This is a genomic window from Weizmannia agrestimuris, from assembly GCF_943193165.1.
Taxonomy (GTDB): Bacteria; Bacillota; Bacilli; order Bacillales; family Bacillaceae_C; genus Weizmannia; species Weizmannia faecalis.
The window spans coordinates 1-20,957 of record NZ_CALPDC010000012.1; the positions used below are offsets into that span (position 1 = coordinate 1).

General features: G+C 45.6%; 20 protein-coding genes, 2 pseudogenes and 1 riboswitch. Of the genes and pseudogenes, 18 read left to right on the plus strand and 4 right to left on the minus strand.

Annotation, left to right across the window (positions count from 1 at the left end):
• The first annotated feature begins 873 nt into the window (after positions 1–873).
• Positions 874–1,344, plus strand: coding sequence for an SMI1/KNR4 family protein (locus NFR98_RS06935; protein WP_014096982.1), 471 nt, complete (start codon positions 874–876; stop codon positions 1,342–1,344).
• Positions 1,345–1,435: 91 nt separating this feature from the next.
• Positions 1,436–1,822, plus strand: coding sequence for a hypothetical protein (locus NFR98_RS06940; protein WP_251459865.1), 387 nt, complete (start codon positions 1,436–1,438; stop codon positions 1,820–1,822).
• 665 nt (positions 1,823–2,487) lie between these two features.
• On the opposite strand, the gene guaC is transcribed toward NFR98_RS06940, so the two are convergent.
• Positions 2,488–3,471, minus strand: a complete 984-nt coding sequence (gene guaC / locus NFR98_RS06945; RefSeq protein WP_014096984.1) for a GMP reductase — start codon at positions 3,469–3,471, stop codon at positions 2,488–2,490.
• Positions 3,472–3,879: 408 nt separating this feature from the next.
• On the opposite strand from guaC, the gene NFR98_RS06950 reads away from it, so the two are divergent.
• From NFR98_RS06950 to NFR98_RS06970, 5 genes are read left to right on the plus strand one after another with little or no spacing between them, the layout of a single operon-like run.
• Complete coding sequence (locus NFR98_RS06950; RefSeq protein ID WP_014096985.1) at positions 3,880–4,866, plus strand: sulfonate ABC transporter substrate-binding protein; 987 nt, start codon at positions 3,880–3,882, stop codon at positions 4,864–4,866.
• Between the two features lie 14 nt (positions 4,867–4,880).
• A complete protein-coding gene (gene ssuD, locus NFR98_RS06955) occupies positions 4,881–6,014 on the plus strand; it encodes an FMNH2-dependent alkanesulfonate monooxygenase (RefSeq protein WP_035189341.1) in 1,134 nt (377 codons plus the stop codon).
• A 13-nt stretch (positions 6,015–6,027) separates the two neighbouring features.
• On the plus strand, positions 6,028–6,786 hold the full coding sequence (ssuC, locus tag NFR98_RS06960) for an aliphatic sulfonate ABC transporter permease SsuC (RefSeq protein WP_014096987.1): 759 nt from the start codon (positions 6,028–6,030) through the stop codon (positions 6,784–6,786).
• A 14-nt stretch (positions 6,787–6,800) separates the two neighbouring features.
• Complete coding sequence (locus tag NFR98_RS06965; RefSeq protein ID WP_014096988.1) at positions 6,801–7,559, plus strand: ATP-binding cassette domain-containing protein; 759 nt, start codon at positions 6,801–6,803, stop codon at positions 7,557–7,559.
• Between the two features lie 20 nt (positions 7,560–7,579).
• A complete protein-coding gene (locus tag NFR98_RS06970; protein WP_235801601.1) occupies positions 7,580–7,897 on the plus strand; it encodes an NAD(P)H-dependent oxidoreductase in 318 nt (105 codons plus the stop codon).
• Here NFR98_RS06970 and NFR98_RS15880 read toward each other — a convergent pair.
• On the minus strand, positions 7,836–8,213 hold the full coding sequence (locus NFR98_RS15880; RefSeq protein ID WP_035200390.1) for a YezD family protein: 378 nt from the start codon (positions 8,211–8,213) through the stop codon (positions 7,836–7,838). The two genes, NFR98_RS06970 and NFR98_RS15880, sit on opposite strands and share 62 nt — an antisense overlap.
• A gap of 115 nt (positions 8,214–8,328) precedes the next feature.
• Positions 8,329–8,435, minus strand: a riboswitch (SAM riboswitch).
• A 271-nt stretch (positions 8,436–8,706) separates the two neighbouring features.
• Here NFR98_RS15880 and NFR98_RS06980 point away from each other — a divergent pair.
• A complete protein-coding gene (locus NFR98_RS06980) occupies positions 8,707–10,248 on the plus strand; it encodes a GNAT family N-acetyltransferase (RefSeq protein ID WP_017552297.1) in 1,542 nt (513 codons plus the stop codon).
• A gap of 126 nt (positions 10,249–10,374) precedes the next feature.
• Here the strand turns inward: NFR98_RS06980 and NFR98_RS06985 are convergent, their stop codons facing one another.
• Positions 10,375–11,289: an AEC family transporter gene (locus NFR98_RS06985; protein ID WP_017552298.1), complete on the minus strand. Its 915-nt coding sequence runs from the start codon at positions 11,287–11,289 to the stop codon at positions 10,375–10,377.
• Between the two features lie 387 nt (positions 11,290–11,676).
• Positions 11,677–11,937: a hypothetical protein gene (locus NFR98_RS06990; protein WP_014096996.1), complete on the minus strand. Its 261-nt coding sequence runs from the start codon at positions 11,935–11,937 to the stop codon at positions 11,677–11,679.
• 560 nt (positions 11,938–12,497) lie between these two features.
• Between NFR98_RS06990 and NFR98_RS06995 the strand changes: the two genes are divergently transcribed.
• The 10 genes and pseudogenes from NFR98_RS06995 to NFR98_RS07040 all read left to right on the plus strand — a co-directional run bounded on the left by NFR98_RS06995 (position 12,498) and on the right by NFR98_RS07040 (position 20,813).
• Entirely contained in the window at positions 12,498–12,890 is a 393-nt protein-coding gene (locus NFR98_RS06995) for a UCP033725 family protein (RefSeq protein ID WP_017552299.1), read from the plus strand.
• A gap of 175 nt (positions 12,891–13,065) precedes the next feature.
• Positions 13,066–13,224: pseudogene (locus NFR98_RS07000) on the plus strand (hypothetical protein); the annotation flags it as partial.
• Between the two features lie 217 nt (positions 13,225–13,441).
• The gene (locus NFR98_RS07005; RefSeq protein WP_251459867.1) at positions 13,442–14,104 is read left to right on the plus strand and encodes a TerC family protein; all 663 of its coding nucleotides are present in this window, start codon (positions 13,442–13,444) and stop codon (positions 14,102–14,104) included.
• Positions 14,105–14,513: 409 nt separating this feature from the next.
• Positions 14,514–14,777: pseudogene (locus tag NFR98_RS07010) on the plus strand (aldehyde dehydrogenase family protein); the annotation flags it as partial.
• A 115-nt stretch (positions 14,778–14,892) separates the two neighbouring features.
• The gene (locus NFR98_RS07015; RefSeq protein WP_251459869.1) at positions 14,893–15,186 is read left to right on the plus strand and encodes a hypothetical protein; all 294 of its coding nucleotides are present in this window, start codon (positions 14,893–14,895) and stop codon (positions 15,184–15,186) included.
• Between the two features lie 2 nt (positions 15,187–15,188).
• Positions 15,189–16,238 carry an MFS transporter gene (locus tag NFR98_RS07020; protein ID WP_251459870.1) on the plus strand — a complete coding sequence of 350 codons (1,050 nt, stop codon included), beginning with the start codon at positions 15,189–15,191 and terminating at the stop codon, positions 16,236–16,238.
• On the plus strand, positions 16,231–17,700 hold the full coding sequence (locus tag NFR98_RS07025) for an amidase family protein (RefSeq protein WP_061577425.1): 1,470 nt from the start codon (positions 16,231–16,233) through the stop codon (positions 17,698–17,700). Before NFR98_RS07020 ends, NFR98_RS07025 begins: the two co-directional genes overlap by 8 nt.
• Positions 17,701–17,751: 51 nt before the next feature.
• Positions 17,752–19,224, plus strand: a complete 1,473-nt coding sequence (locus tag NFR98_RS07030; RefSeq protein WP_251459871.1) for a carboxylesterase/lipase family protein — start codon at positions 17,752–17,754, stop codon at positions 19,222–19,224.
• A 181-nt stretch (positions 19,225–19,405) separates the two neighbouring features.
• Positions 19,406–20,005 (plus strand): DUF3237 family protein, encoded by a 600-nt coding sequence (locus NFR98_RS07035; protein WP_017552306.1) that lies wholly within the window; start codon positions 19,406–19,408, stop codon positions 20,003–20,005.
• Positions 19,965–20,813 carry a PucR family transcriptional regulator gene (locus NFR98_RS07040; RefSeq protein WP_061577422.1) on the plus strand — a complete coding sequence of 283 codons (849 nt, stop codon included), beginning with the start codon at positions 19,965–19,967 and terminating at the stop codon, positions 20,811–20,813. Before NFR98_RS07035 ends, NFR98_RS07040 begins: the two co-directional genes overlap by 41 nt.
• Positions 20,814–20,957 lie beyond the last annotated feature (144 nt).

Consider the following 20,957-nt stretch of genomic DNA (forward strand, 5'->3'; position numbering starts at 1 on the left):
GTCAAATTGAAAGGCATTTGACATCCCTTCCCGGAGATGAAGAAAAAAATCCATGGAAGTTAAGCCGAAAAAATGAAAGGGTGGTTGAAAACATTTGCCCATAAATTTACACAATAACCTGGACTTGACTCTCTATGTTCAGGAACAAGACAATTTTTCCATGCTTTCTTAACGTAGACAGCCTCTATGTAAAGGAACGAGGCCAATTTTGCATGCTTTCTTAACGTAGACATGCTCTATGTGAAGGAACGAGGCCAATTTTGCATGCTTTCTTAACGTAGACGCCCTTTATGTTAAGGAACAATGCCAATTTCGCACGCTTCCTTAACGTAGACATGCTCTATGTGAAGGAACGAGGCCAATTTTGCATGCTTTCTTAACGTAGACATGCTCTATGTTAAGGAACAAGGCCAATTTTTCATGCTTCCTTAACGTAGACGCCCTCTATGTTAAGGAACAATGCCATTTTCGCACGCTTCCTTAACATAGACATGCTCTATGTGAAGGAACGAGGCCAATTTCGCACGCTTCCTTAACGTAGACATGCTCTATGTGAAGGAACGAGGCCAATTTTTCATGCTTCCTTAACGTAGACATGCTCTATGTAAAGGAACGAGGCAATTTTTTCACGCTTTCTTAACGTAGACATGCTTCATGCGAAGGAATGAGGCCAATTTTGCATGCTTTCTTAACGTAGACGCCCTCTATGTTCAGGAACAAGACAATTTTTCCATGCTTCCTTAACGTAGATAGCCTCTATGTAAAGGAACAACGCCAATTTCGCACGCTTCCTTAACGTAGACTAATAAACGGAGAGCTGGCTATTGGAAACACAGGGCGAATGATTATATTTTGGAAATGGAGGAATAGATTTTGAGCATAGAAAACTACGAAAAGGCAAAACAACTAATCTATCAAAATGAAAAAATCGCAGACTTTGTAGGTGGCCGGAATAACCATTTAATTTTTATGGCTGAGAAAAAGCTTGGATTAACATTTTCCAATTTATATAGGGACTTTTTATTATCCTTTGGAGCAGGGAATTTCGGGTCTCAAGAGATATACGGAATCATTAAGGAGGACTTTGAAAACTCTTCAGTGCCCGATGCAATTTGGTATACCTTAACAGAAAGAAAGGAAAGTGACCTTCCTATGCATCTTCTTGTTATTTATGACACTGGGGGGGACGAGCTTTTTTGTCTCGACTTTAATCATGTTGGAAATAATAAAGAGCCAAAAGTGGTATCGTTTATTCCTGGAATAAGTTTAGAAAATCAGCAATACAAAATCATCGCAAATGACTTTGGAGATTTCTTATTAGATCTCGTCCAACAAGAAATATAGAATCCCTCTTTTTTCGACGGACAAAAAAAGGTGTTGCTGGAAGTAATTCTATAGATAAAACTGTTATCAGTGCAGATGGAATAGATGGCGGATGACGGTTAGTTTGATATTGCCACTTAGAGCTTTTTACAGGGTTGGGATAAACGTGCTTTTTTCTTCTGATAATAAGGTCTACTTGCAGCGTCTCGTTCGTCCTCTAAAAAATATGAAAAAACGAAAAGATATTGGTGGGGATATAAAAACTGGTATACACACGCACAAACAAAATCTTATATTAAAGACCTATTCAGCAAGCATAGCCGCAGGTGGTACTGCAGGTGAGCTGAGTGCATTAGGCTTTGTGCCAGGGGCATTTGTTGGAGCTGTAGCTGGAACTTACTGGCAATTATTGGCGTCTAGGATGGACGCTCATGATAAGGGGAAAGGTGTTACAGTCTCAGTCACTTGGGCTTTAATCTTTTCAGTAAAAACAAGATAAAGAGAAGAAATTATGTCCCTTTTTATTTGGATGATGATGTTTTTATTGCTAATTATTTCACTTAGGAAAAAACATTATAAATGGACAAAATTCAAGGTTATGATTACTGTTATTGTCGGATTTGCTTTAATGTTTTCTATAACGTTCTTTATATTGAGGTACTAAAAAGCAGGAAAAGGATTTTCATACCCTGGAAATCCTTTTAGCTATTTCCTTTTTCTAGTGGATGTGTGTATAAATGAACGATACTTTCTATGTAGAGAACCTGGATCTGGTATCGGGCGAATAATTGCAATGAATGATCATTTGGTGGGCCCTTATATACAGCGGCTACCTGCAGATCACTTACAAACTAAAAAAAGGCAGCGGGTATTTGCTGCCTTTTTGGGATTGCAGGCCGGGGGCGGAAATAGGGCTTGCTGCATAAGCAAAATTCCTAGATTTGGCAAGGTTGCTGACAGCTTTGGCAACCATTTAATGCAAGGGATTTACAACCATTTCAGGGAAAAGCTTGCACTCGAAAGCCGATTCAACGGATGGAGAAGATAAAATCACCCATTTTCGCAAAAGAATTCCTCTATATTTTGAGACAGAGCTTGCAGAGAAAATCAGAATCGGATTCGTTCAGCAAGCCCTAAATGGGATACGTTCAACTGTACCGGGCGTTAATACACCCGGTCTCCGTTAAAAATGGAACTTTTTACAACGACATAGTCCACTTTCCGAATGTCCGCCAGTTTGTTACCGCCGGCATAGGAAATGGCAGATTGCAAGTCCTCTTCCATTTCTTTCAGCGTATCCTGAAGCGGACCTCTGTATTCCACGTACATTTTTTTCCCTTCGACGTTTTTGCGTTCCCCTTTTTGAAACTCCGATGCCGACCCGAAATACTCTTTGTAAAGTTTTCCGTCCATTTCAATCGTTTCACCCGGGGATTCTTCGTGCCCGGCGAAAAGGGAGCCGATCATTACCATTGTCGCCCCGAACCGGACCGATTTGGCAATATCACCGTGCGTGCGGATTCCGCCGTCCGCAATAATCGGTTTGCTTGCCGCCTTTGCACACCAGCGCAATGCCGCCAGTTGCCAGCCCCCTGTTCCGAACCCGGTTTTAATTTTTGTAATGCATACTTTTCCTGGCCCGATGCCGACTTTTGTGGCGTCTGCCCCGGCATGTTCCAATTCCCGGACGGCTTCAGGCGTGCCGACATTTCCGGCAATGACAAAGGTTTCTGGCAAGTGCTTTTTGATATGATGGATCATATCAATCACGGCATTCGAATGGCCATGTGCAATGTCAATTGTTATATATTCCGGCTCCAGATTTCTTGCGGCCAGTTCTTCGATAAACGCATATTCTTCCGGCTTGACGCCTGTGCTGATAGAAGCATAAAGCCCGCGCTCCTTCATCTCCTTCACAAACGAAAGCCGTTTTTCCGGCTGAAAACGGTGCATGATGTAAAAATATCCGTTTTCCGCAAGGTAGACTGCGATTTTTTCATCTATGATGGTTTGCATATTGGCCGGCACAACAGGCAATCTGAATTTCCGCCCGCCCAATTCCACACTTGTATCACATTCCGAGCGGCTATTTACAATGCATTTTTCCGGAATTAGCTGAATATCTTCATAATCAAACACTGTATCCATGGATTTACACTCCTAAAAACGAATATTATTTGAATATAACTCAATAAATGTTCGTACATTGGTACTTTACCTGATTTTTTTACAGTTGTCAAAGGTTTTCATCATGATACCGGCGATCAGCATGAATGATAAAAAAATAAAATATTACTTGACAGGTCGGAATAGTGGAATTAAAATGAATTTAACCTTTCAAACGGGCAAGCAACATTTAAGCGGATACTGATGTGGAAAGACAATTGAAATATTTTGAAGCCGGCCGGTCAACCGAAGGCTCCTCACTTTATTTAAAAGATGAGGGGCCTTTTTTGCGGCCTTTTACCAACTAAATAAATCGGAATGATAGGAAAGGGGGCGGTGCCCATGTGTACCTCCTACATAATGCTATAAAACAAGAAAGGAGAGAGGGAAATGTTAAAGAAACGAAAGCGACTGGTGTCGGTCCATTTGCTGCTGATCACCGCCATTTTTTTACTCATCAGCGGATGCAGCAGTGGGAAAAAGGATACAGCAGCGGCAAAATCGGGCGAAAAAGGCGGCAAAGTGGTCCGGATTGGCTATCAGAAATTCGGAACCTTAAACATTTTAAAAGCGAAAGGAACACTTGAAAAAGCACTGAAACCGCTCGGATATTCCGTAAAATGGACGGAATTTCCCGGCGGCCCGCAGCTTTTGGAAGCGTTGAATGCGGGGAGTCTAGACTTTGGCCATACGGGGGAAGCACCGCCCATTTTTGCTCAGGCAGCAGGGGCGCCGCTCGTATATTTTGCCGATTCGGCCAGCAATCCAAAAGGGGAAGCCATCATTGTCCCGAAAAATTCCAACATTCATAGCCTCAAAGATTTAAAAGGCAAGAAAATCGCGTTGAACAAAGGGTCGAATGTCCATTATTTGCTTGTACGGGCATTGGAGAAAGCCGGCATTCCCTATAGCAGCATCCATCCGGTTTTTCTCGCGCCCGCCGATGCGCGCACTGCATTTGAAAAAGGGGATGTCGATGCGTGGGTGATCTGGGATCCGTTTTTGGCTGATGCACAGCTGGCAACGAAAGCCCGCACTATCGCGGATGGCACCGGCCTTGTCGCGAACCGGGAATTCTTCCTGGCAGCAAAGCCGTTTGCGCAAAACCATACGGACGTTCTCAATGTAATTTTCAAGCAACTTGAGAAAACAGATCAATGGGTGGAAAAAAATCCGAAGCAGGCGGCCGAATTCCTGGCACCGCAGATTGGAATGGATAAGAAATCATTGGAACTGACGCTTAGCCGCAAAAACTTCGGCACTGAGAAAATCACAACTCAAACGCTGAAAGACCAGCAGCAAATCGCAAATGAATTTTACAAACTGAAGTTAATTCCGAAACCAATCAAAGTGAAAGAAGCATTTTTATCCAAATGAAGGGGGAATAAAGGATGAACGTATTTTGGTTTATACCGACACATGGTGATTCGCGCTACCTGGGGGTAACAACCGGCGGGCGGGCCGTCACTTTCAACTATTTAAAGCAAGTGGCACAGGCTGTCGACCACCTCGGCTACACCGGGGCTTTGCTCCCAACCGGAAGATCTTGCGAAGATGCATGGGTGACGGCCTCGAGCCTGATTCCGGTTACTTCAAAAATGAAGTTTCTCGTTGCGGTCCGGCCCGGGATCATGTCTCCATCGCAGGCAGCGAGAATGGCCGCAACATTTGACCGGTTTTCTGAAGGGCGACTGCTCATCAATGTTGTCACAGGGGGAGATCCGGTTGAGCTGGCCGGAGACGGTCTCCACCTCAGCCACCGCGAACGTTATGAACTGACCGATGAATTTTTGACCATCTGGCGGAACTTGCTCGAAAACAGGGAAGCGGATTTTACAGGCAAATATTTAAACGTAAAAGGGAGCAAACTGCTTTACCCAACGGTGCAGCAGCCTTATCCGCCGCTTTATTTCGGCGGGTCGTCGGAAATCGGGCAGGAAGTGGCGGCAAAACATGTCGATGTCTATTTGACTTGGGGCGAGCCGCCGGAAAAAGTAAAGGAAAAAATCGATCATGTCAAAAAACTGGCGTCAGCACAAGGAAGGACAGTGCGTTTTGGGATTCGGCTCCATGTCATTGTCAGGGAAACAGAGGACGAGGCATGGGATGCAGCTAATGACTTGATCCGGTATGTCGATGATGAACTCATCCAAGCGTCCCAAAAGATTTTCTCACGGTTTGACTCGGTCGGCCAGCAACGAATGACATCTCTCCACAACGGCAGCCGGGACAATCTTGAAATTAGCCCGAACCTTTGGGCCGGCGTTGGGCTCGTGCGCGGCGGTGCGGGAACGGCACTTGTAGGGAGCCCGGAAATTGTCGCAGAAAGAATGAAGGAATATGCGGAGCTTGGCATTGAAACGTTCATTTTATCCGGTTATCCGCATCTTGAAGAAGCGTACCGGACGGCTGAGCTGTTGTTCCCATACCTGCCGCTTGAACAGCCTGATGCCCCCGTTTCCAATGTCATCAGCCCGTTCGGCGAGATTGTGGCGAACGATGCACTGCCGAAAGTATTAAAGTAAGGAGGCCGATCTGATGTTGAAAAAACGCGTCATGCCGTGGGTGGTGCCGGTTTGCCTGCTGTTTGCCTGGCAGCTTGCAAGTTCTGCTGGCATCTTGCCACCCAATGTGCTCCCAAGCCCTGTTGCCGTTGTAAAAGCGGCTTGGGGTCTCACGCAATCCGGGCAGCTTTTCAATTATATCGGCGCAAGCACAAAACGGGCACTGATCGGATTTTTGGTTGGCGGCGGAATCGGATTTGGACTTGGGTTGTTTACCGGGCTGTCCAAAAAAGCGGAAAGCCTGCTCGATAGTACCGTGCAAATGATCCGGAACGTTCCCCACCTTGCCCTGATTCCGATTGTCATTTTATGGTTCGGGATCGGGGAAGAAGCGAAGCTGTTTCTCGTTGCGCTCGGCACCTTTTTTCCAATCTATTTAAATACGTTCCATGGCATCCGCTCGGTGGACAGAGCGCTAATCGAAATGGGAGAAGTTTACGGGCTGAAAGGGACGGCACTTTTTTGGCATATGATCCTGCCGGGGGCGCTTCCTTCCATCTTAGTCGGTGTGCGCTATGCGCTCGGGGTCACATGGGTAACCTTGATTGTGGCCGAAACGATTGCATCCAACTCCGGCATTGGCTATATGGCCATGAACGCCCGCGAGTTCATGCAGCTTGATGTTGTCGTTTTGAGTATTGTCTTATATGCCCTTCTTGGAAAACTGTCCGACTGGCTGGCAAAAATCGCAGAACAACGATTGTTAAAGTGGCACCCGTCATATCAAAAATAAAGGAGGAGGAAACGATGCCGAAAGAAAAGGCGTTTGCTGTAGAGATTGAGGGGCTGGAGAAATCATTCGGCAGCCATCGCATCCTGCGCCATCTTCATTTAAAAATAAGAAAAGGGGAATTTGTTGCGATTGTTGGGAGGAGCGGATGCGGCAAAAGTACGCTTCTCAGGCTGCTTTCAGGACTTGAAGCGGCAAGCGGCGGAAAAATCCTTATAAACGGGGCGCCTTTATCCGGCAGAAACGGATCGGCAAAAATGATGTTTCAGGACGGCCGCCTGCTCCCATGGAAAACCGTGCTTCAAAATGTCGGGCTTGGCCTTGCGGGCGACTGGAAGAACAAGGCACTTGAAATGCTTGGAAAAGTCGGGCTGGAAGGGCGTGCAAATGATTGGCCTTCGTCTTTATCCGGCGGCCAGAAACAAAGGGTGGCACTGGCGAGGGCATTAATCCATGAGCCGGACATCCTTCTCCTCGATGAACCGCTTGGGGCGCTCGATGCATTAACCCGGATTGAAATGCATGCGCTGATCCAGTCGCTTTGGCTTGAAAAACATTTTACGGCCATATTGGTGACACATGACGTGGAAGAAGCAGTCGCCCTCGCTGATCGGGTTGTGTTAATCGAAGAGGGGGAAATTGCGATGGATTATCCGGTAAAACTTCCTTATCCACGGAAAAGGGACCACGCCCTCTTTTCAGCAACGACCAATCATATTTTAAACCGCATTTTAGGGAACAACGGCCATCAGCTGTTGCACGCAATGAAAAATTAAGGAAGAATTGGGGGATTCATATGGCGGAAAAAGTGGTACTGCTGAACGGGAGCCCTTCTGCGTATACGAGATTAAATGGGATCCGTGATTATATCAGGGCCGGGTTAAGGGGGCACGGGTACGAACCGGAGCTCATCAATATTCGGGAACTTCTGGCCGGCGATTTAATGAATGCCCGGCAAAGCCCGCCCATCACCAGGGCATTAAGAAAAGTAGAAGAAGGCGATACGGTAATCATTTTGACACCGGTCTATAAAGCGTCTTATTCCGGATTGCTCAAGACATTTCTGGATCTTTTGCCGCAAAATGGCTTATCCGGCAAGCAGCCGACCGCCTGAATGCTGCTTTAAAAACATTATTTCCGCAAACTTCAATATCTTTGTACTCATAAACAAAGCCGGCATTTGGATATCCAAATGCCGGCATTCGTGTGGCACGAACAACGGGGAAAGCGATAACCGGAATGCCGGCGCCCGTCATCATCTTTTGTTTGGGAAGTGCCGCTTTTTTCTTTTCCAGTGCAAACCGGAGTTTCTCGGTTGTTTCGATCTGTGTGATGTTCCCTTCATGGATCGAAATGACCACTGTTCCAAACTCCAGTTTTTGCAATGATTCCATAATGCGGGCGATTTTTGTTTCATCAATATGAGCCATTTTTCACTACCCCCAAAAATAAATTTCGTGTGTGCCTGGTGGTCCGGCCGGCAATTCGGATGATCCAAAAAAGAAAGGCCCCCTTCAAGAAAGTTAAGAAGAGGGCGCACTCCTTAACTTATCTTCCAAGCTTGACGCTTGCTGGAATTAGCACAGTATTCCCAAAAAGAATCTGTTGCTGAGGTTTCCTCGGGCCAGTCCCTCCCCCTCTCTTGATAAGTTGTATAGCAAGAAAATAATTTGTTAAAACTATGATAAATAATATTATTCCGATTTGTCAACTTATATTTTCAACATTTCGGTTTACTCGAAGGGCAGGTAAGTGAAAAAATGGGAAGACACTCCATCATCTCATTGTACACGGTGAAATGAACATCTAGAGAGAGGTATTCCAATTGCTGGATGATGAAAGGATACAAAGAGTTGTTTTTCGGGAAAAACCGTTCCGGATAGGGTATGATAAAAAGAAAAAGTGTGTTAAGGGTGTGAGATTGTGCCAGAGACAGATGTATCCAAGTTTGAGAAGAAAATCGAGGTGCGGAACATCCGGTTCGAAGACATTGATGATATTATGGCATTGTCGAAAAAATGTTTTCCGGGGATGGAGCCGTGGAAACGCGAGCAGCTCGAGAGCCATATCCGAATTTTTCCGGAAGGGCAGTTTTGCGTGGAATACGAAGGGAAAGTTGTCGGTTCCTGCTCCAGCTTAATTGTCAATTTCGATGAATACGAGGATCAGCATACATGGGATACGATCACCGCGAACGGCTATATTACCAACCATAATCCGCACGGGCTCAACCTGTACGGCATTGAAGTGATGATCGACCCGGAATACCGGCGCATGAAGTTCGGGCATCGATTGTATGAGGCACGGAAAGAGCTTTGCCGGAAAATGAACCTTCAAAGCATCATCATTGGCGGCCGGATTCCGAATTACAGCAAATATAAAGACAAAATGACCCCGCGCGAATACGTGGAAGAGGTCGAGATGCACAATATATATGACCCGGTTCTTTCCTTCCAGCTGCTTGAAGGGTTCCAGATTATGCGGATCAACAGGCAGTATTTGCCGGATGATACAGCATCCGCTTCATTTGCAACGCTTATGGAATGGCATAATGTTGATTATTTGCCGAAGTCCCGCCGTGTCTATCATGCTTCGTTCCCGGTTAGGATTACAGCAATCCAATATATGATGAAAAAAATTGATTCCTTCGATGATTTTGTCAGACAGGTGGAATATTATGTCGATGTGGCCGCGGATTTCGGTTCTGATTTCGCCGTTTTTCCGGAAATTTTCACCACGCAGCTGATGTCCTACCTGGAGGAAAAGCGTCCTGACCAGGCAGTGCGCCGGCTTTCCGAGTACACAGAACAATATATTGAATTGTTTACAGAGCTTGCCGTGCGCTACAATGTCAACATTATCGGCGGGTCCCATTTTGTGGAAGAAGACGGGGGCATTTACAATGTCGCCTTTTTGTTCCGGCGCGACGGGACGATCGAAAGGCAGACCAAACTCCATATTACGCCAAATGAGCGGAAATGGTGGGGGATCGCGGAAGGAAACGAACTCAATGTATTTGATACGGATTGCGGGAAAATTGCGATTCTGATTTGCTATGATATCGAGTTTCCGGAGCTGGCCCGTGTCGCTGTTGACTACGGCGCGAACATTATTTTTGTCCCGTTTTGCACGGACGACCGCCAAGCCTATTTGCGCGTCCGCTACTGTGCGCAGGCGCGGGCCATTGAAAACCAGGTGTACACCTGTATTGCGGGAACAGTCGGAAACCTGACCCACGTGGAAAACATGGATATCCAGTATGCCCAGTCCGGCATTTTTTCCCCCTCCGATTTCGGTTTTGCCCGCGACGGCATTGTCGGGGAATGCGATCCCAATGTCGATACCGTCGTTGTCGGCGATGTCGATCTTGAGAAACTGCGCCGCAACCGCAACAGCGGCTCCGTCCGGCAACTGGCCGACCGGAGAAGAGATTTGTATCAGATTAAAATCAACAGCAGGGCCTGATCGTATACGGACTGGCTGCAAGATCGGCCGGTCAGCCGCCAAGTGCCTGAACGGCTGGGTGGAAAACCCGGATATCGTATCAAAAAACCGCTTAGAGGATGGGGGCTCTAAGCGGTTTTTCATGATTCAGGCGATCTTCAGTACGGCCATCAGACTGGTCATCAGCACAATACTGATCAAAATGGACAAAGAGTTCAACGTGCTGGACATGGCGACATTGCCGCCGCATTTCTGGGTAAATGCCGTGCAGACAGCGGAAATCGGCGCAAACGCGATAATCACGAGCACGAGCCGGACCTCAAGCGGCAGCGGTAGCAAGAAATAAAAGAATACTGCAAACAGGATGGCCATTCCGTAACGGATGATGACGGCTTTTAAGATGCCTGCAACCTGGCTTTTTTCGAGCCGGAGTTCAAAACCGATCCCGATCATCAGCATGGCCAGAAAGCCGTTTGCCTGCCCGACGATTCCGGTAAATGCAGTCACGCCTGCCGGCAATGTAATATGCAAAAGCGACAGCACGAGCATGATCAGATAGGTATCCATCGGTATAGATGAAAACATTTTTTTCAGGTAAGATGCCGCATTTGTTCTTTCATTGTTGGCAACGGCGGAAGCGATCGAATAGGTGCCGCCCGTGCATAAAACCGAATTGCCGGCATCGAACAGGCAGGTTGCCACTACGCCAACGGGCCCCAGGAAATTTTGTACATAGGGGAGTGTAAAACAGCCAATATTATAACCGGAATAATTGATCATGTTAAAGGCTTTTTCCGTATGGGTACGGCGCCAGGAAACGATATAGCCGGTTGCAATCATTACCAGATTGCAAATGACGCCGATTGCGACAAGCATCAGCAGCGAAGTTTCTAAAGAGAGCTTTTCAAAATTTGTAATCACGGCGCATGGCAATGTAATATTCAAAACCATGCGGGAAACCAGCTGAAAATCATTCGGCTTAAAAAATCCGACCCGCTTCAAAATGTAGCCGAGCACAATGATCAAAATAAACGAAGCGGCTTTTGTCAACACAACACCCACATTTTTCCCAGCTTTCTTTTTGATCTAATTTCATTAAAAAACAATGAGAAAGAAACGGCAAGGAAAATTTTTGGCAACAACTTTTTTCAGGTAGTGTGCCGGTTCTTTTTTCTTCCCTTTAAAATAAGGATGGAAAAAGACTCTTGGATATAAGGCATGGGAGCGGGTGATTGAAAAGGATTTGTAAATTCAATTTGTGAAAAACCATACAAAGTATTGATCTCGCATGGCCATTGTAATCCCGGCAACGCATATAAAAAGTCCTCTTTGGCGATGTGAAGGATCTCGAATCGGGGATCTGGACCAAACCAAGAGGACCATTTTTTGAGAATCTTTTTGTAAGAAGAGGGACTTGCGGCTATTCATGTGAGCAGAAAAACGGGAAATTTACTTTTTCAAGAATTCAACATCTGCCCTTGTGTCAAGCAAATCACGATTGAGGACATCCAGTTTTTTGTCAATTTTTCTGACCAGTTCTTTAATTTCTTTTTGGCCTTCTTCTAAAGCCGCCGTTCTCGTTTCCAGCGCCTCCATTCTGCTTTCCAGCGCACTCATCCGTTCGGACAGATTTTTTTCCATGGATTTGATTTGGTCCGACAGTTCACGGATGGCCTGCAAAATCACATTCTGGTCAATTCCTTTATCCACTTTTTCACCTCCCTCATACGACAAATTATACGATATTTTTTGCCATGGGTCTATGGAAAACACAAATGCCTGGAAAAATCGGCTTCAGGCTGTTCATATGAATCGTACGCCGTATTGGAGAGGATATATTAGGGCTTGCTGAACGAATCCGACGCTGAGTTTATGCCCAATTTATCTACAACCTCTGTCTCAAAATATAGAAGAATCCTTTTGCGAAAAGGGGTGATTTGATCTTCTCCATACGTTGAATCGGCTTTCACGTGCAGGCATTTCCCTGGATTTGTTGTAAAACCCATGCATTTAAATGGTGGCCAAAGCTGTTAGCAGCCTTGCCAAATCTAGGAATTTCACTTATTCAGCAAGCCCTATATTAAATTTAGGATGAAAGATCCTGAACATTTATTTCTTTACAAATGAGATCCTATATGGCAAAAGCATGAAGGCAAAGACAGGAAATGGTTTTACATCCTGTCTAAACTTCATAAAGTCATTAATGGAAATGATGAATTAGCTGGAATCTATGCAGGAAATAAATGTATTAAATCTAAAAGGTTATTAAAATGATAAAGTCTGGATTATACGCAAAATATAATGGGATCGAATATAAGGTAACAAGCGATATGGATGGCCGCGTTATGATTTACACAGAAGATAAAAGTAAGGTTGATTATACGTTTTACAATCTGACGGGACATGGCATATACAAGAAAAAAGTTAACCCTAAAGAACTTGTTAACTGCGAAAGTATTACCACATATGGAGTCATAGATGGAGAAAAAGTTCAAATCCTTCAAGAAAAAGACGACCAGTTTCAGGTAGGTACGGGCTCTTTGTTCATTGGTGAAAAACTGCAACTGAAAAGAGTAGACAGGGATTCCTGGATCGGCTGGATTTCTAAAAGTAGAGTAAAGATAATAGAAGAAAGGCGTCCAGTAAACCCGGAAAAATTATAAGAACTTTATTATCGAGAGACTAACCGGTATTTTAGCGGATTAAAGCATTGAAAAATAAACTTTATTAAGTAAAAGAAAAAATTAGCTTCAAACCCGAAACAAAAATCAGCGGTTAAGATAAAGCTGATGACGAAAATGAAAATAAATGACTGGAAATTAATGCCTTTTTTGTAATGCATCCCCGAATGAAGGTCAAGTTGTGATTAAAAATGAGGCGGGGAAATGGACGGTTTTTACTTATAATGAGAGAACTTCAAAAGCCGGCGAGAAAATGTATAATAACGAAAGCGATGCTCTAGAAGAATTTATAAAAAGATTAAGAGGAGATAAATGAGTAAGGAAATACTGTGTAAGGTCTATCCAAATAGCACCACGCCTCTGCTCAAATTATAACTTATTTAAAGGTACTGGATCATATCTGCTCAGTGATTCTGCATGATCGCTACGTCTTTTTTTGCTTTTGTCCAAATATATTAATAGAGGGACCGGTGTGCTATGCTGTTTTTTCCGTTCCTGAAATGGATTGGCAAAGGCAGGGGTGACGTGTTTTTGTGATTTTAAAAATTTTTTTGCTCAACCTGATTAGTGATCTGGATAATCTTCTTATTATTACAACGGTGGTTCGAAAGTATGGCTACGAGCCAAAACAGCTGTTTTTTAATATCGTTGTATGTCTTACGGTCAGCCGTACGATTTATGTTGCGATGATTCAGTATTTAACAGGGATCCCGGGATTTCGAGTGCTCGCAGGCATAATTCTCCTCTACATCGCTTTCCGTTTTGTGAGCTCCATCCAGCCTGATTCCGAGGCAAGGCCCGTTCCAAGCATCCCGGCCGCCAAAATGCTATTGATTGTGCTTGCGGCTGATATGCTTGTCTGTATGGACAGCGTTTTGATCACGTCCGGCATCTCCACCAATTTGCTGTCCACGATGGCTGGCATGGCCTTAAGCTTAACGACCGTACTCGCTTTCTTCGAGTTTTTTTCTGAAATACTGGACAAAATTTCATGGGTGCAGATTGTTGCCGGCGGTTTGATTACACATGTTGCAATCACCGGCATCTTTAAAGATCCGATGATGAAATACCCTGTGAGCTTACTGGAAAAAGTTTGGGGATTTCAATTGCACGAATGGATCAATTTCATTGCGCTGGATACCGCCATCTTTCTGATATTAATCGGGTTCATGATTAAGGCAAGAAATAGGGCCTGATTAGTTTTCCGAAAGCGGGCCAGCTGCCGGGATGCACGAACGTCCGGACCGGCAGCAAACAGCCCGGTGCGTTTGCAGCTATATACTGGATTGGAGTCCCGTAAGCCGGGCAAATCTTAGAGTCTCATATAACAATGAAAAGTCCCCTGGTTCGTGGGAAAGATTCCGCTCACGAACCGGGGGCTTGTTTCGTTGCGGGGATTTTTTGCAAATAAGCTTCCTTGTGGTGTTTTCCTTGGGAAGTTCGTTCGAAATAGTAACAATTTTACAAAACGTAAAGGATTCTGCTGAATGATTTGATATTTTGGCTAATGCATTACGGATCAAAACAAGCTAATATGAATTTATACAAATTAGAAAATTCATTAAAATGGACAATCGGAATGGTTGATAACTTTCCTTCCACACTTTTCAGGATGAGCAGGAAGTGATTGAAAAAGCGAATCGTACGCGATACGGCCTTGCTGCTTACTGCTATACAAACGACCTGGGCAGAGGGCTTCGCATGATGAACGAACTGGAATACGGTATTGTTGGAATCAATGATGTCGCTCCCGTAACCGTTCAGGGTCCTTTTGGGGGATATAAGGAAAGCGGCATTGGCCGGGAAGGAGGGAAGTCCGGCATCCTCGAATACTTGGAAGAAAAGTATGTTTCTATCCGGATGGTGTAAAGGGTTCAAAGTATCGCAAAAAGTAAAACGCTTACAAAATGCGGTTGGAAGATGGTGGCCGTAGCAAATGAACGGGATTTTCCTACAATTTACCATAAAACATTGGAGGGTTACAATGAAAAAACCATTTGGACTCAGAGATGATGTGACAGTTCGTTCCATTGCAGAAAAAAGTAATGCCTATTTTTTCTTAATTGTGTTCATTGCAGTCCTGCCGGCATTCTTGGAAGGATTTAACGGGAATTTGTTTGGATTTGTGTCGCCCTATATTGTCGAAAAATCTGATGCACGCCCCCAACATTTTTGCCGCCTGCGTCGATTTGTGTCGCCCTATATTGTCGAAAAATGCCCACGCGTCTGTCGCTTCACTTGGACTTTTGATTACCTACCGGAAGTGCCATTGGTCTGACATTGTTCAGCCTTGCCGGCGGATTTCTGTTCGATAAACTTTCTGTAAAAAATGCCATTTTAATTTCCGTGTCCATCTTCTCTGTGTTTACATTTTTAAGTGGTTTTTCGCATAATTTGACGATGTTGATGATTGCAAGAATTTTGGATGGAATTGGGGTTGGCATGTTTCAACCGGCAATCGTCGCCTTTTTAGGGGACATTTTCCCGGAGAAGCGCGGGAAAGCAACGGCAGCTTTTGCCATTTCCTACGGGGCGGGCATATTTATTGCTCCGTATGTCGTTTCCCCGTTCCTGCCAAACATCACTATTCCCTTTGCCATTGTTGGGATATTATCTGCTTTATCGGTACTCGGTTGTTATTTGTTTATCCCAAAAACGTATAAAAGACTGGAAAAGCAAAAGGTTGAATTTAAAGGCGTATTAAACCGAAATGTCAACCTCATTTCGCTGTCAACCCTGTTTTACGGTGTGGCCCAGTTTGCGTTTATCGGCTTCATTTCACAATATTTACTCAAGGTGTTACATCTTCCACCGGGACAAGCAGCTGTGATTTCCTCCATCTATGGCATTTCCGGTTTAATTTGTTCAATGCCGCTTGGGATGCTGGCTGACAGGATTGGAAGAAAACATGTATTCAGGCTTACCGGGCTGCTTCTTTTCATCGGCGGCGCAGGCATTTTCAGTGTAGGGAGCCATGTGCTGGCGCTCAGTATATTGATGTTTGTGTTTGGCGCAGGTAGTTATTTCCCGGGCATTGCCTCCGCAATAGGGCAAGATTCTGTCAAAGAACATGTCACCGGCACGGTAACCGGATATATTTTCTTCATTTTTGGCATCGGCCAGATTTTCGGCGGGCCCCTGTTTTCTTTCCTGCTGCCGCTCGGTTTTATGAAAGCCGGTTTGATTGCGCTCGGCGTGCCAAGCCTGTTGTGCTTTTTACTCACGCTCTTCACAAACAGCGGGATGCAAAGAGCTTTGCAGACTGAAAAAGACAGTCTTGATTACAATTCATTGACAAATACCCAGATTGGAGTGGAAAAAATTGATTAATCCGAAAGCACTATCATCCGGTTTTGAATTAAGCCAAAAAAATACAGATGAACTATGGCGCTGGTCGGCTGCTGAACTGGCGTATGCCATCCGGACAAAACAGATTTCCTCGCGTGAAGCGGTCATGAGCTGTCTTAAAAGAATTGAAGAAGTCAACCCAAAAGTCAATGCGTTAGTAGAAGTGCTGGCTGAAGGTGCGCTTCGGGCGGCGGATGCTTCGGACCGGTCCGTATTAAAAGGGGAAGAGCTCGGCCCGCTTCATGGGGTGCCGGTTGCGACCAAAATCAATACTGATCAGGCAGGCCATGTCACGACAGACGGTGTCGTTGCCTTTCAACATAACGTGGCGACAGACGACAGCCCCCCGGTCGCCCACTTACGCAAAGCAGGTACTGTTTTCGTTGGAAGGAGCAATGTCCCTTCATTCAGCCTGAGGTGGGTTTCCAATAATGACTTGCATGGCAGCACATTAAATCCGTGGGATCCCACCCGGACACCCGGCGGTTCAAGCGGCGGGGCAGCATCGGCGGTAGCATGCGGGATGGCGCCGATTGCACAGGGGAACGATATCGGCGGCTCGATCCGGTATCCGGCATATGCATGCGGCATTACAGGTATCCGGCCTACGATCGGTCGGGTTGCAACCGGTGCCGACCTTCCAAATGGAGATCCGCCCTTATCTCTGCAAATGAAAGTAACAGAAGGACCGTTGGCACGGAATGTTGCCGATTTAAGATTGGCGCTTTCTGTGATGTCGGCATACGATCCGCGCGATCCGGTCCACGCGAATGTTCCGTTAATCGGCGAACCGCTCAAAAAACCGATCCGTGTCGGGCTGCTCCGCGATCCAGGCGTGGTAAAACCGGATCCGGCTGTCAATCAGGCTTTGAACGAGGCGGCTGCGTATTTAAATGACGCCGGCTATGTGGTAGAAGAAGTAGATTTGCCTTTGTTTGCCGAAGCTTATAAACTCTGGTACCTGCTCGTGCTAGAAGACTTGACCGATCTCTGGCCGGCTATTAAACAATTTGGGGATGAAGGGGCAAGGTTAAATCTGCAATATAATTACGAGGTTTCGAGACAATGGTGGGGAGAAGTCACACTTGAAAAATACCGAACAGGATATGCGCGGAGAGGGACGCTGATTATTGCATTACAGAAATTTATGAAACAATATCCGATCCTACTCCTTCCTGTTTCGGCAGAGCAGGCGTTCAAACAAAATGAAGATATTGAAAGTATAGACAGCAACGCGCGGCTCATGGCGGCGCAGTGGCCGATGATGTCCATTGCTTTGCTTGGCTTTCCGGCCATTTCCGTCCCGACATCTGTATGCAGTGGGCTACCGGCCGGGGTTCAAATTGTTGGAAGGCGGTTCCGGGAAGACACGATTTTAGATGCTGCAGAAATCATTGAATCTCGGGCAAACATCCAAGTGCCAATCGATCCGCTCTTTCATTGATTCTTGTTTTTTATCGTGATTTTCTATAGGCAGCTGAAAGAAGGGATAAAGTTGATAGCGAAAACGGTAAGCAGTTCAAATATGACCTATATCGGGCAAGAAGAATCCGGCTTCATTTCGTTTAAAGGAATCCCCTACGCCAAACCGCCTGTAGGGAAACGGCGATGGAAAGCACCGGAAGACCTGGACCCCGAACCAAGAAGAATCGAAGCTTTTTCATATGGCTCGCCTTGCATACAACCGGTCGATGAAAATGAACCCTCTTCATTCGGGAATCAGTCTGAAGACTGTCTGACATTAAATATATGGACGAGAGAACTGGAAGGCGCGAAAAAGCCGGTCATGGTGTTTATTCACGGGGGCGGATTTATTGGCGGAGGTTCGAATGATCCGCTATATGACGGAAAAAATTTTGTGAAACGAAACGATATCGTATTGGTTTCAATCAACTACCGGGTAAATATTTTTGGATTTCTTGATTTGGAAGAGCTTGGCGGAAAGGCATACGCAGACAGCAAAAATTTAGGCATATTGGACCAAATCAAAGCATTGGAATGGATTAAAGCACATATTCATCTGTTTGGCGGGGATCCAGGCAATATTACGATTTTTGGCGAATCATGCGGCGGCGCAAGTGTTTCGCTACTCATGACGATTCCAAAAGCGAAAGGGCTGTTCCAAAGAGTGATTGCACAAAGCGGGACGGTCAATCTTGTGAAAAATGAGGAGACGGCAAAACAAATTGGAAGGGATTTTGTAAAACTCACGGGTGCGCGTTCGGTTGAGGATTTGCTGGCATTAGGCGCGGACCAACTCAGAGTGTATTGCGACCGGCTGATGGATCTTTATCAGTATAAAAGCGAGATTATGTTTGCACCGACTGCTGACGGGAAATTAATTCCGCTCAATCCTTATCAGGAGATTGAAAACGGATGTGCTGCAGGGATCGACTGTATGATTGGCACAACAAAAGATGAGATGGCCTATTGGCGCCTGTATTACCCGGATTTGGATGATATTTTGGAAGATTATCTGAACCAGCAGCTTTCCATCATCGAGAGTATGTCCGGCATTGTTGCAGCGGCCGCACAGCACCGCATACAAGCCGGTTCTGCGGGTCCATATCAGCTTGCCAACGACATATTGTTTCACATCCCGGCTATAAAATTTGCGGAAGCCCAGTCCCGTTTTGCCAGTACATGGATGTACTTTTTTACCTGGCCTTCCCGGATAAAAGGGCTTGGTGCGTGCCATGCTATTGATTTGCCGTTTGTCTTTCATAACTTAAAAAGTGGGGAGTGGCTGACAGGAAAAGAGCCGCCGGTAACACTGGCTGACCGGATGCAGGATGCGTGGGTTTCTTTTGCCCGTAACGGGAACCCCGCTCATCCCGCGATTCCTGCCTGGCCGGCCTATGATCCGGATCACCGTTCCGTGATGCAAATCGATGAGAACTGGCGCTGCATCCGCGGCCACGTTCCGGAAATCCTACGAACAAAGAAATGTACACAGAAAGTCGAATGATTCTTAGGGCGACATTGAACAACATAAGTCATGAAAAAGGCCTGTTTAGAAAAGGAACAAGGTTGATAGGACGCGTCATTTTGTATGCCAATTTCATAGAACGAGGTTTTCTGGGAAACGCCCCCCACTAAAAAGAGTGCGTCCCGAGTAAATGAATCCTAAACAGAAAGGAATAATGGGAATGACCATTGGATTAGAATTTGCATTTCAAGCGTATGTGTCGATTGATGAAAATTTGACGATCGGACCTGTCCCCGGCGGAATCCGCAATATTACGCCGATCACAGGAGGCGTGTTCGAAGGCCCCGGCATAAAAGGAACGGTCATACCGGGCGGGGCGGACTGGTCATTGACAAGAGAAAACGGTGTCATTGATATTTGTGCCCGGTACACATTAAAAACGGATGATGATGTGCTGATCTATGTCATCAATAAAGGGTTGTATATTGAAAAACCCGGAGGCTTGCAGGAAAGGCCGGCTTCAAGAGAAGGAGTGGAGCCGGTGCCGGAATATTTCAGAACGACCCCCGTCTTCGAAGTCTCGAATGAAAAGTATGACTGGTTAAACCGCAACATTTTCGTTTGCGATCCACTTTGTGATCATGCCGGTAAAAGGATTGGGACAAATCTGGGGATATTTATGCCTGAAATTAAAAACAGATGTAATGGACGCGTACACTTCTTTTATCATGGAGCACGCCGTCCTTGCCATTTCACAAATCATGTTAAGAACGAAAACAATGGAAGAAAACAAGCGCGTTGCGGAAGAAGAGGTAGCTAGGAAACTGCTTACGGGCAAAGACTGTGAACAGGCCGAGATGAAAGCCGTTTTGCCGGGTTATTCTGCCAATTTGCATTTCCGGGTCATTTTACTCAAAGTTACGAAGCCACAATCCGGCACCAAAGATTGGGAAGAAACATTGCTGCAGCTTTCCGCCATGATGAAAAGCAGGATAAAAAAGAAAGGCATGCTTTCCCTTATTTCAGTTGCCAAGGACGAAATTGCAGCGATTTGCTTTTTTAAAAAGGGCGAGCAGGCCAATCATGATCTTGTAACTTTTTCTGATATCCACCAGTCATTGGTGCAACTCAGCATAAAGGACCGTTACAACGGCAAGCACACGATGACGGGGATCAGCAAAGCTTATAAAAATACAGTGGACGTTTGCCGGGCGTATGATGATGCGAAAAAAGTCATCTTTCTGCAACAGATCAATCTGCTTCAAGAAATTTTTTATGACAAAATCGGCATTTACCAGCTCCTGCTTCTAGGCGAGAAAAATGAATATGTGGAAACGTTTATCTATGACCAGCTTGGACCCGTACTGGAATATGACGCAAAAATGAATGCCTCTTTATTAACAACACTTGAAGTTTACCTGAAAAACAGGGGGAGGAAAAAAGAAACGGCAAATGAACTGTTTATCGTCAGGCAGACGCTTTACCACCGCCTTGAAAAAATAGAAGAACTGCTCGGCTATCAATTTATGGAGCCGGCCCGCAGGCTTGCGCTTGAAACGGCGATTCTCGCTTATCATATTTATCAATCCGGCCATACGCACTTCAACCTGGAAGATTATCAATTGTAATGGGGGTGCCGCCCGCCGGTTCCGGCGACAGGCAGTGTGGCAGCAATCTGCTGGTCCCTTCCACCAGCCGCATTTTTTCAAGAATGCAGGGAACATTCACCTACACAACGGAATGCCTCCGCGCTGCCAAAGCGGGAGGATTTT